This is a genomic window from Actinoplanes sp. ATCC 53533 (assembly GCF_003947245.1).
The window spans coordinates 62,939-74,462 of the sequence record NZ_QHHV01000093.1 but is presented as its reverse complement, the minus strand read 5'-3'; the positions used below and the strand labels follow the sequence as shown (position 1 = coordinate 74,462).

Here is an 11,524-nt window from a genome sequence, read left to right as displayed (position 1 = left end):
GGCCGAGGCGTGGCGGGCCGGGCCGAGGCGTGGCGGGCCGGGCCGCGTGCCGTGCCGTGGCGTGGCGTGGCGTGGCGGGCCGTGGCGTGGCGGGCCGAGGCGGGCCCGGCCGGGGCCTGGCGGATCGAGGCCTGGCGGGCGATTCGCGTCAGGCGGCCGGGAGGAGGTCGCCCAGGGCGGCGATGAGCTGCGCCTTCCCGGGCACGCCGGTGGCGCGCTTGGCGACCCGGCCGTCCGCGTCCAGAATCAGCAGCGTAGGGGTGCGCCAAATGCCCAAGGCGCGGACCGCGTCCAGGTGACTCTCGGCGTCGACCTCGACGTGCCGAACGCCGGGGAGCAGGTCGGCGACCTCGCCGCTGATCCGCCGGACCGCCCGGCACGGCGCACAGAATGCCGACGAGAACTGCAGCAGCGTGGCCTGTGCGGGCTGAACGCCAAGCCTGCCGAGCAGAGCAGGATCGATCCGCTCACCGGCCGCACTCGGGTCGACGGAAACCTCCCGAACCCCCGAAGCCGAACCGCCACCCGAAGCCGAACCGCCACCCGAAGCGGAACCGCCACCCAAATCTGAACCAACGCCCGAAACGGAACCGCCACTCAAGGCCGAGCCAAGGCCCGAAGCGGAACCGCCAGCAGCCGAGTCACTCGCCGCCGACCCGTCCACAACCAAGCCCGGACCGTGCACAGCCAGGCCCGGACCAACGCCGGCCGAACCACTCAGAGCAGCCGAACCACCCGAAACAGCCGAGCCACCCGAACCGCGGGCGGACCCGGCGGAGAAAGCGACCGAATGGAACCGCCCGTCGGCCCGACGCCGCCAGAAACCCGCCGCCGTGCCCAGCACGAGGACCGCCGCGACGACGATCAGGCCGGTGGTGTCCATCCGCCAACTCTGGCACGAGCCGCGTCCCGCCGCGATGTGACCTACGCCGCCGACTGGTACGCGCTGGCCTGCAGGGTGAACAGCTGCGCGTAGATCCCGGACGCCGCCATCAGGGCCGCGTGGTCGCCCTCCTCGACGACCGCGCCGTGGTCCAGCACGAAGATCCGGTCCGCTTCCCGGACGCTCGCCATCCGGTGGGTGATCAGCACCACGGTACGGCCCGCCGCCAGCTCCCGGAGTCGCTGGTAGACGTCGTGCTCGGCGCGGGCGTCCAGGTTCGCCGTCGGCTCGTCGCAGATCAGCAGCGGGGCGTCGCGGTAGAACGCTCGGCTCACCGCCAGCCGCTGCCATTGCCCGCCGGAGAGGTCGGCGCCGTCGGTGAAGTGCCGGGACAGCAGCGTGTCGTACTTCCGGGCGAGTTCCATGACGAAGTCGTGCGCGTCGCCGGCCCGGGCCGCGCCGAGCACCCGGTCGGATTCGACGCCGCGGTCGTACCGTCCGATGGTGATGTTGGCCCGCGCGGAGAGCGGCCATCGGGTGGGTTCCTGCATCACGACCGCGACCTGGTCGCGGATCGTCTCCGGGTCGTAGCGGCGCAGGTCGACGCCGTCCCAGCTGATGCTGCCGCGCTGCGGCTGATAGAGGCCCGCGAGCAGGCTGGCCAGCGTGGACTTGCCGGAGCCGTTCTCGCCGACCAGCGCGATGATCTCGCCGCGGCGCAGCGTCATGCTGACGTCGCGGACCGCCGGGCGTTCGGCGTCGGGGTAGCTGAAGGTGACCCCGTCGAGGCGGATCTGGTGCGCCGGCGCGGGTGCGGTGTGGCCCGGCGTCGGCTCGGCGCGGTCCTGGGAGAGCTCGCAGAAGCCCTGGAAGTCGGCGAAGTAGAGACCCTGCTCGAAGACCCGGTTGGCACTGAAGGCGAGTTCGGTGAGCTTGCCGATGCCCATGCTGATCGCGTACGCGGCGGCGCCACCGACCGCCAGCTCCATCCGCCCGGTCCAGAGCAGCCAGAGCAGGGTGGCGTAGGTGAGCCCGGTGGCGACGCTGCTCAGCGCGGTGCCGACCAGGTTGGTGCGAATCTGCCTGGTGGTGATCCGGATCTCTTCGTTGGTCGAGATGGCGAGCAGCCGCCGGACCTCGGCCAGCAGGTACCCCCGGACGGTGAACGCGCGCAGCTCGGGCGCGGGCTCCCGGGCGGCGAGCAGCTCGGCGAGCATCCGCTGGCGCCGCCAGACGGCGATGAGCCGCAGCAACCGCCGATGGCGGAGCCGGGCGGAGCGCACGGCGGACCAGCCGATCGGCACCACCGCGAGCACGAGCAGCGGCAGCAGGACCGGGTGCAGCACCGCGAGCACGCCGGCCGCAGCGGCCAGGCCGATCAGGTTGGTGCCGAGCTCGATGGCCCGGTCGACGAGCTGCTGGGCGGCGTCGATACCCCGGTCGCGAGCGCGTTCCATGGCGTCGCGCCAGCCCGGGTCGTCGAAGGTGGACAGGTCGACGCGGGTGGTCAGGTCCAGCAACCGCATCTGGGCGGCCTGGGAGACCTTGGGCGACAGCCGGCCGTTGGCCGCCGCGCCGGCCGAGGTGAGCAGGCCCCGCACAACCGCGGAGCCGACGAGCAAGAGCAACGAGGGTACGGCGGCCCGCACCCGTTCCGGCGTCGGTCCGTCCCGCAGCAGCCCGTCGAAGACACCGACGACGCTGATGAGCCCCACCGCGCTGGCCACTCCCGCGGCGAGCTGCAGCACGGCGACGGCGATGGTGGTCCGCCGGCTCGCCTGCCAGGCCAGCGACCAGGCCGAACGCAGCAGCCTGGGCAGCCGGCGGAACATCCGCAGGAAGGTGGTGTTGGCGGCTTCCTCGGTGCTGGTCAGCCAGTACGGCAGGGCCAGCTCGCCGTCGTCGGACCACTCGCCGTCCCCACCGGTATCGGCGCCGACATCCGGCACCCGACCATCCCCCGGCCCCGCTCCGCCGGCCGCCGGCTGGTCACCAGGCCCGGCCTCCCCACCCGGCCCGGCCTCGCCGCCAGGCCCAGCCTCCCTGCCAGGCCCAGCCTCCGCGCCACGCCCAGCCTCCCTGCCAGGCCCAGCCGCCGCGCCACGCCCAGCCTCCCTGCCAGGCCCAGCCGCCGAAGCGAGCCCGGCCCCGCCGCCACGCCCGGCCTCCGAGGCAGGCGCGGCCGGTTGTGCTTCGTCTTCTGGCTGCTCCTTCGCCGAGTCCTGTCGCTGGATGGCGTCCTGCCGGATGGCGTCCTGCATCGACGACTCCCGTCCCGTGGGCTCTCAGCCGTTCCTACGCCCACCGAACGCAACGTGTCTATCCATATACCAGGAGTGACTGCTCATTCATGCCACTTCGGGCGCCGGCTGCAGCAGCTCGGCGAGCCGGGCGGCCTTGGTCTCCCAGCGCCATTCCTTCTCCACCCAGGCCCGGCCCGCGGCACCCATCACCCGCGCCCGGTCCGGGTCGGCCAGCAGATCCGCCAGCCGGCCCGCGATCGCCGGCACGTCGCTGCCGCCGACGACAAAGCCCGTCTCCCCCTCGCGGACCGCGTCCGGCGCTCCCCCGGAGTCGCCGGCCAGCACCGGCAGCCCGGTCGCCGAGGCCTCCAGGTAGACGATGCCGAGGCCCTCCACGTCGAGGCCCGCGCCGCGGGTGCGGCACGGCATCGCGAACACGTCACCGGCCGCATAGTGCGCGGGCAGCTCCTCCCAGCGGACCGAGCCGGTGAAGACCACGTCGGACTCGACGCCCTCGGCGCGGGCGAGCGCCTGCAGCTTGTCCCGGTATGGGCCGCCGCTGACGATCAGCAGGGCCGCGCCCGGCACCCGGCGGCGGATCGTCGGCAGCGCGCGGATCAGCATGTCCTGCCCCTTGCGGGGGACCAGGCGCGACACACACACGATCACCGGGCGGTCGCTGAGCCCGTGACGAGCGCGGACCTGCGAGCCGTCCACCCCCGGGTGGTACGCCTCGACGTCCACCCCCGGGGTCAGGCGCTCCAGCGAGGTCAGCCCGCGCAGAGCACCGTCGAGGCGGATCCGCTGGAACTCCGTCAGGTAGGTGACCACGTCGTTGCCCCGGCCGATCCGGCGCAGCAGCTGGCGGGCGCCGGGCAGCGCCGCCCAGCCGATCTCGTGGCCGTGGGTCAGCGACACCGCCCGCTCGACGCCCGCGCGCCGGCGCAGGCCCTCCGCGAGCAGCCCCAGCGGCGCCGCCGCGCCGAACCAGACGCTGTCGCAGCCGTGCGAGCGGGCGATCTCGGCGGCCCGCCGGGCGACCGCCGGGGTCGGCAGCAGCACGCCGGTGTCCTCCCGGATCACCTCGAACGGCTGCTCGGCGTCGAACGCGGCCGCGCCCTTCCAACTGGACGCATATGCCACGACCGAGCCGGGCGGCTGGCGGACGGCGAGGTTGTGCACGAACTGCTGGATGCCGCCCGGCCGCGGCGGGAAGTCGTTGGTCACCAGCAGGGTGCGGCCCATCAGCGCTCCCCGCGGGCGTACGCGCGGGCGGCGGCCATCCGCTCCACGGTGGACGGGTGCGAGGCGGACATCACGTACTCCCAGGTCGGCGGGTCGGGGTCGGAGAGATTGACGGAGCCGAGGCGGCGCTGCATCGCCTCGAAGCTCGCGCTGTCGCCGGTCAGCTCCAGGGCGTGCGCGTCGGCCCTGGCCTCGATGCGCCGGGAGACCAGCGCCTGCACCGGGCCGCCGGCCAGCCCGGCGAGGGTCACCAGCGCCAGCAGCAGCGCGATCGTGCGGGGCTCCCCCATCGACCCGGTGCCGGCCAGCCGCAGCAGCCAGCCCAGCGAACCGAGCAGGTAGAGGGCGATCACCGTGGCCGCCGCGCCCAGCGCGCCGATGATGGTGCCGATCACCACGTCGCCGCGCTTGGCGTGGCCGAGCTCGTGGGCCGTGACCGAGACGACCTCGGCGGGTGTCGCCTCGGTCAGCATCGTGTCGTAGACGACGATGCGCCGGGTCGGCCCGAAACCGGAGACATACGCGTTCACGGCCCGGGTGCGACGCGAGGCGTCGGCGACCAGGACGTCGCGCACCGGCACGCCGTCGCGGGCGGCGAGGCTCATCAGCTCGGTGCGCAGCGGGCCCTGCGCCATCGGGGTGAACTTGTTGAAGATCGGCTCGACGAGCACCGGCAGCACGAACGACAGCAGCACCACCAGCGCCGCCGCGCCGGCCGCGCCGAACGCCCACCACCATTGCGGCGCGAGCCGGGTCACGGTGTAGAAGCCGAGCAGGGCCAGCCCGCCGATGACCGCACCCACCGCGTAGGACTTGGCCAGATCGACCGCCCACGGCCCCCACGTCTGGGTGGAGATGCCATAGCGGACCACGACGGTGTGCCGCCAGGCCGCGAACGGCAGGGTGAGCAGCTCGACGACCAGCACCACCGCGAGGCCGCCGAGGACGGCCTGGGCGATCCAGTGGTCGCCGAACGGGCGCCCAGCCAGCGACACCAGGCGCGCGCCCAGCGGCGTGAGGCCGAGCACCAGGGCCCCGAGCAGCCCGACCGCCAGGGCGCCGTACGAACCCGGGCGCAGGTCGGCGTGGAAGGCCCGGGCCCGCTGCACCTGGTCGCCGGGCAGCGCGCGCAGGGCGTCGAGCTGATCGGGCCGCGGCGCCGGCGGCCGGTGCCACGGGATCACCACGGCGGCGTACGCGATCAGCGCCACGACGAGCACGCCGAGCGCGCACGCGGCCCAGAGGCGGGGGGTCATGCGCACGGTCCGCTCGTCATGACCGCCCATCCTAGAGACTCGTCGTGACCGCCCATCCCGGAGAGCTGATCACGCCACGTGGCGGCGGCGCGGGTAGAAGGGGACGGCGACCGGCGGCTCCGGGGTCTCCAGCAGCTCGACCTCGAAGCCGGCCAGCTCGAACGTCTCGATCGCCCGCAGCTCGCCGGGCGTGAGGTCGCCGATGCCGTCGGGGGTGTCGAGCAACGTGCTGACCAGGCACCCGTTGCACTCATCGGTCCGCTCGGCGCAGCGCCCGCAGTCGATGATCATCATTTCCTCCTCAGCCTGGCGGTGCGGCCCGCGCAGGGGGAAGAGGTAGCTGTCGCGGACCGACCACCATCGGTGACAGTCACGCTATGGAGGGGGTATGACAAAAATCAGGACCGGGAGAGCCGGCGCAGCAAAGAGTCGGCTCCCATCGGGTACGCACCGTGCCGGCGCACCCCGTCCGCGACCTCGCGGTCCGACGAGATCACCACCAGCGGGCGGCCCGCCGGCTCGGCCCGGACGAGCTGGCGGATGAGCTCATCAGCGGTGTCGCCCTTGTGCGAGAAGAGCACGCGGACGCCGCGCGGCGCGGGCGGCAGGCCGTGCACCCGCTCGGCGCCGTCGAAGACCACCGTGACCTCGTCCCCGGTCTGCGCGGCGATGCCCCCGAGGCCGGTGATCAGGCGTTTGCGCTGCTGTTCGAGGGACATCTCGGCGAAGCCGCGCTTGGTGACGTTGTAGCCGTCCACGATCAGGTGCGCCCGGGGCAGCGCCAGCAACTGGTCGAGGCGGCCCGGGTCGTCGGTGTCCTGGGCGCGCGGGCGCGACCGTTCGAGCCCGCCGGGCCGGTCGGCCGCAGTGTCCGCGACGAAGTCGGCCGGAAGCTTGTCGGTCGGGCCGAGGGCCAGCTCGCGCTTCAACCCGGACGCGGCCTGCCCGATCGTCTCCAGCAGCAGCCAGAGGCGGGTCTCGTCGGCGGCCCGGGCGTCCCTGGCGCTCTGCTTGCCGGAGGCGGCCGCTGTCTCCGCCTCGGCGAGACGGGTCTTCAGCCGCCGTACCTCGGCCTCGTGATCGGCCGTCACCTTGGCCGCGCGGCCCTTCTCGGTGGCGAGCAGGTCGGCGGCCCGCTTCTGGGCCGCCTGCGTCTCGCGCAGCGCGCGCGAGGTGGCGCGCGCCTCCTCGCGCAGCTGGCCCAGCTCCTCGCGGACCCGGGCCAGCTCGTCACGGAGCTTGTCGGCCTCGTTCCTGGCGACCGCGCGGTCGTGCTCGGCGCGGGTGGCCCGCTGGTCGGCGTCGCGGATCTGGCCGGCGATCGCGGCGACGTCGGCCTCGGCCCGGACGGACTCGCCGACGGCCTCGATCAACACCCGCCAGCCGTCGGGGCGGGCCAGGTAGGCCAGCGCCGCGACCTCCACCGGGTCGGCGGCGGCGGGTGCCATGCCGCTCGCCACGGCGGCGCCCAGGTCGCCGGCCTCGGTAACGATGCGGCCGCTGATCCGCTGCCGGAACAGCGGGTCGGCGGCGAGCTGGGCGGCGATGGCCGGCCCGCCGAGGCGGGCCCGGCGATTGGGGGCGAACCGGGCGACCCGGCGCAGGGGCACGGGCGTCTCGTCGACCGGCAGCCCGGCCAGGGCGGCGGCGGCCAGCGCGGTGATCCGCAGCCGGACGGCCTCGGGCAGGCTGGGCTCGGGCCCCGGGTCGTCTTCCGCCTCCGGCGCCGAGGCAGCGTCGAGGTCGTCCGCCGCGTCGAGCGCGGCCTCGCCGCCCGGGCCATGCGAGGTGTCCGCGTCCAGGTCACGCCCGGTGTCTACGTCCGGGTCGCCAGCATTCCCGGCATCAGCGCCGCCCGCCGCGCCGGAATCGGCATCGATGCCCTGGTCAGCCGCACCAATGCCGGCCGCGGTGGGGCCGGGGCCGGAATTCGGGCCGGAGTCGTGATCCGGGCCACCTTCACCGACCGGTTCCGGGGCGGAACCGGTCCGACGAGCTGCCTCCTCGGAGGGGCGGTCGTCGAAGGGCGGGGGCGCGGACATTTCTCTATTCTCCCACCGTGGGCAGCGGAAAAGCTTGCGGTAGCAAGTGATCTTTTCCCGCCGCGGCCCGGAGTTTGTCATACCCCCTCTCTAAATTGCCCGTCGTGGCACAACCCGCATACGTGCAGGGCACTCTGGACACCCTCCTGAGCGCCGACGGCTCCGTCGATCCGGCGGCGTTGTCCCTGAAAGACACGACGTTCGTGGTCCTCGACCTGGAGACGACCGGCGGCGCGCCGGACGGCGGCGGCATCACCGAGATCGGCGCGGTCAAGGTGCGCGCCGGCGAGGAGCTGGGGGTGCTCGGCACCCTGGTCAACCCCGGTGAGCGGATCCCGCCGTTCATCACGGTGCTGACCGGCATCACCGAGGCGATGCTCGCCCCGGCGCCGCCGATCGAGGCGGTGCTGCCGAGCCTGCTGGAGTTCCTGCGCGGGACGGTCCTGGTCGCGCACAACGCGCCCTATGACGTCGGCTTCCTCAAGGCCGCCTGCGCCCGGCACGGGCACCCCTGGCCGCAGCTGCGGGTCCTCGACACCGCGGCGCTGGCCCGCCGCGCCCTGACCAAGGACGAGGTGCCCAACCGCAAGCTGGGCACCCTCGCCCACTTCTTCCGGGCCACCGTCCAGCCCACCCACCGGGCCCTCGACGACGCCCGGGCCACGGTCGACGTGCTGCACGGGCTGATCGAGCGGCTGGGCAGCTACAAGGTGCACACCCTGGGTGACGCCCTCGAGTTCGCCAAGGCGGTCACCCCGACCCAGCGGCGCAAGCGCCACCTCGCCGACGGCCTGCCGCACGCGCCGGGGGTCTATGTCTTCCGCGCCGCCGACGAGCGGCCGCTCTACGTCGGCACCTCGGTCGACATCGCGACCCGGGTGCGCAGCTACTTCACCGCCAGCGAGAAGCGGGCCCGGATGTCCGAGATGATCGGCGCCGCGACCCGGGTGGAGGCGGTGGAGTGCGCGCACTCGCTCGAGGCCGAGGTGCGCGAGCTGCGGCTCATCGCGGCCCACGCCCCGCCGTACAACCGCAGGTCGAAGTATCCGGAGCGGGTCGTCTGGCTGAAGCTGACCGCGGAGGCCTATCCCCGTCTCTCGGTGGTCCGGGCGCTGGCAGACGACGACGCGGCCTATCTCGGCCCGTTCTCCTCACGCCGCACGGCCGAGCTGGCCGCCGCCGGGGTCTATGACGCGGTGCCGCTGCGTCAGTGCACCCACAAGCTCTCGGTCAAGACCCGCACGCCGGCCTGCGCGCTGGCCGAGCTGGGCAAATGCCCGGCGCCCTGCGAGCACGAGATCACCCCGGAGGAGTACGCCCACCGCGCCGCCCTGCCCTTTCGGACGGCGACCTATGGCGACCCCGAGCCCCTGGTGGAGGCCCTCCTGGCCCGCATCGAGGTGCTCGCCGAGCGGCAGCGCTACGAGGAGGCGGCGGTGATCAGGTCCCGCCTGGTGGCGCTGCTGCGCGCCGTCGTCCGGATGCAGCGGCTCGGCGCCCTCACCGGCATCAGCGAGCTGGTGGCGGCCCGGCGCAACGACGCGTACGGCTGGGAGATCGTCGTGGTCCGGCACGGCCGGCTCGCCGCCGCGGCCACCTCACCGCCCCGGCTGCACCCCCGGCCGACCCTCGACCTGGCCCGCGCCACCGCCGAGACGGTCCTAGCAGGACCCGGCCCGGTGCCGGCCGCCTCCGCCGAGGAGACCGAGCGGATTCTGGCCTGGCTCGAACGGCCCGACACCCGGCTGGTGGAAACTTCTGGCGACTGGGTGTCACCGGCGCGTGGCGCTGCGCGGTTCACTACCCTGCTCACCAGGGCGGAAGCCGCGGCGTCGAGAAGAGACTCAACCGTTCGCTCATCGGTAACTGACCGTTCGGATGACGCTCGCTCGCTTAGGCTGTAAGGAACGCAGCGCGCGAAGCTGTGAAAATCGGTGGGATCCGTGCGTACCGTTCAGGGCGGATCGTGCGGTCGATCGGTGAGGGGGTGTCCGAGTGGACGTCGACGCCGGCCACGGCGCCGCCCTTGGACGTGCCCTGTCTCCAGCACCGGCGGAGATCCCGCTTTCACGCCGGCTGCGCTCGTTCCTCAGCTTTCAAGGCAACGAGGACGACCCCGTCACGACCCTCACCCGCACCCACCGCCACATCCACCCCTCCGCTGACGCCGGCGTGCTGCGCCGCAGCTACGCGGTGGCGGAAAACATGCACCGCGGTCAGTTCCGCAAGAGCGGCGATCCCTACATCACCCATCCGCTCGCGGTCGCGCAGATCTGCGCCGAGCTGGGCATGGACACGACCACCCTGGTCGCCGCCCTGCTGCACGACACGGTCGAGGACACCAGTTACACGCTGGAGACGCTGCACGGCGACTTCGGCCCCGAGGTGACCCACCTGGTCGACGGCGTGACCAAGTTCGACAAGGCGTTCTACGGCAAGGTCGCCGAGGCCGAGACGATCCGCAAGATGATCGTGGCCGCCGGCAAGGACGTCCGGGTGCTGGTGATCAAGCTCGCCGACCGGCTGCACAACATGCGGACCCTCGACGCCCGCTCCCCCGCCTCCCGGGCCCGGATCGCGACCGCGACCCTCGACGTGCTGGTCCCGCTCTGCGACCGCCTCGGCATCCAGGCCCTCAAGCGCGACCTGGACGACGTGGTGCTCTACCACCTGGAGCCGGATTCATACGCCCGCATCGACGAGCACGTGAAAAACCGCCCCGGCTGGTCGGAATACCTCGACGACGTCCGGGTCAAGGCGCAGGGCGCCCTGCGCCGCTCCCGGGTGGACGCGAAGGTCGCCCCCCGCCCCCGGCACTACTACTCGATCTGGAAAGACACCGTCGCCGGTGGCCACGCGGTCCCGCTGGATCTGCCCCGCATCGTGGTGATCGTGGACGGGCCCGAGACCGACTGTTACGCCGCGCTCGGCGCGATCCACGGCCAGTGGCGCCCGGTGGCCGGCCGCTTCAAAGACTTCATCGCCTCCCCGAAGAACAACCTCTACCGTTCCCTGCACACCACGGTCACCGGCCCCGAGGGCCGCCTGGTCGAGGTGCTGATCCGGACGGTGTCGATGCACCGCTGCGCCGAGTACGGCGTGGCCACCGGCTACCGCTATCCCAAGTCGCCCGAGGGCGCCGAGGCTCCGGGTGCCGACCAGCTCACCTGGCTCAAGCGGGTGCTGGACTGGCAGGAGGACGCCACCGACGCCAGCCAGTTCCTCGCCTCGTTGCGCTGCGACCTCGCCGAGGGCCAGATCCAGGTCTTCGCCCACGGCAACACGTTCGACCTGCCCGCCGGCTCCACCCCGGTCGACCTCGCATACGAGCTGAGCGCCGACAAGGGCGACCAGACGCTCGCGGCGACGATCAACGGGCGGCTGGCCTCGCTGAGCTCCCCCCTGCGCGACGGCGACGTGGTGGAGATCTTCACCGAGACCGACGGCCACGTCGCCGCCGACCCGGACGCCGCGCCGCGGGGCCCGCGGAAGGAATGGCTCGGCTTCGTAAAGTCGACCCAGGCGCAGATGCAGATCAACCGCTACTTCGCCGAGGAGAATTCCCCCGGCATCAGCATCGTCGACAAGGTCCGGCTGGGCCGCGCGACGATCGGGCTGACGCTGCGCAAGCACGACCGCGGCCTGGCGAGCGAGGTGCCGCTGCGCCGGCTGGCCGAGGAGCTCGGCTATCCCGACCTGGAGACCATGCTGGTCGCCGTCACCGAGCGCAATCTCGAGCCCGACCAGGTGGTCGAGCAGCTCATCGCCCTGGTCGACCACCCGGACTGATCCCCCCGCGGCCGAAACCCACGCAAGATCGTTTTGAGGCCTCGCGCCCGGCCGATAGCCTGGCGG

The 11,524-nt window shown here is 73.2% G+C and carries 8 protein-coding genes; 2 read left to right on the top strand and 6 right to left on the bottom strand.

Translation table 11 applies throughout. From position 1 onward, the window contains the following. Positions 1-148: 148 nt before the first annotated feature. The 6 genes from DMB66_RS28545 to DMB66_RS28520 form a co-directional block, all read right to left on the bottom strand. Complete coding sequence (locus DMB66_RS28545; RefSeq protein ID WP_125807200.1) at positions 149-883, bottom strand: thioredoxin family protein; 735 nt, start codon at positions 881-883, stop codon at positions 149-151. A 41-nt stretch (positions 884-924) separates the two neighbouring features. After that, positions 925-2,832 carry an ABC transporter ATP-binding protein gene (locus DMB66_RS28540; protein WP_233624890.1) on the bottom strand — a complete coding sequence of 636 codons (1,908 nt, stop codon included), beginning with the start codon at positions 2,830-2,832 and terminating at the stop codon, positions 925-927. 399 nt (positions 2,833-3,231) lie between these two features. After that, entirely contained in the window at positions 3,232-4,371 is a 1,140-nt protein-coding gene (locus DMB66_RS28535) for a glycosyltransferase family 4 protein (RefSeq protein ID WP_125807199.1), read from the bottom strand. Continuing rightward, on the bottom strand, positions 4,371-5,627 hold the full coding sequence (locus DMB66_RS28530) for a M48 family metallopeptidase (protein WP_125807210.1): 1,257 nt from the start codon (positions 5,625-5,627) through the stop codon (positions 4,371-4,373). The genes DMB66_RS28535 and DMB66_RS28530 overlap by 1 nt, the downstream gene beginning before the upstream one ends. Positions 5,628-5,696: 69 nt before the next feature. Next, positions 5,697-5,921 (bottom strand): hypothetical protein, encoded by a 225-nt coding sequence (locus tag DMB66_RS28525; protein ID WP_370319367.1) that lies wholly within the window; start codon positions 5,919-5,921, stop codon positions 5,697-5,699. A 104-nt stretch (positions 5,922-6,025) separates the two neighbouring features. Continuing rightward, positions 6,026-7,669, bottom strand: coding sequence for an NYN domain-containing protein (locus DMB66_RS28520; RefSeq protein ID WP_125807198.1), 1,644 nt, complete (start codon positions 7,667-7,669; stop codon positions 6,026-6,028). Between the two features lie 104 nt (positions 7,670-7,773). Here DMB66_RS28520 and DMB66_RS28515 point away from each other — a divergent pair, with 104 nt between their 5' ends. Both DMB66_RS28515 and DMB66_RS28510 read left to right on the top strand, forming a co-directional pair. Continuing rightward, positions 7,774-9,573 carry a DEDD exonuclease domain-containing protein gene (locus DMB66_RS28515; protein ID WP_125807197.1) on the top strand — a complete coding sequence of 600 codons (1,800 nt, stop codon included), beginning with the start codon at positions 7,774-7,776 and terminating at the stop codon, positions 9,571-9,573. A gap of 91 nt (positions 9,574-9,664) precedes the next feature. Further along, positions 9,665-11,458 (top strand): bifunctional (p)ppGpp synthetase/guanosine-3',5'-bis(diphosphate) 3'-pyrophosphohydrolase, encoded by a 1,794-nt coding sequence (locus DMB66_RS28510; protein ID WP_125807196.1) that lies wholly within the window; start codon positions 9,665-9,667, stop codon positions 11,456-11,458. Positions 11,459-11,524 lie beyond the last annotated feature (66 nt).

Coding starts and splice junctions, on each gene's coding strand:
- DMB66_RS28545 (WP_125807200.1), bottom strand. CDS start 883: ATGGACACCACCGGCCTGATCGTCGTCGCGGCGGTCCTCGTGCTGGGC.
- DMB66_RS28535 (WP_125807199.1), bottom strand. CDS start 4,371: ATGGGCCGCACCCTGCTGGTGACCAACGACTTCCCGCCGCGGCCGGGC.
- DMB66_RS28530 (WP_125807210.1), bottom strand. CDS start 5,627: ATGACCCCCCGCCTCTGGGCCGCGTGCGCGCTCGGCGTGCTCGTCGTG.
- DMB66_RS28525 (WP_370319367.1), bottom strand. CDS start 5,921: ATGATGATCATCGACTGCGGGCGCTGCGCCGAGCGGACCGATGAGTGC.
- DMB66_RS28520 (WP_125807198.1), bottom strand. CDS start 7,669: ATGTCCGCGCCCCCGCCCTTCGACGACCGCCCCTCCGAGGAGGCAGCT.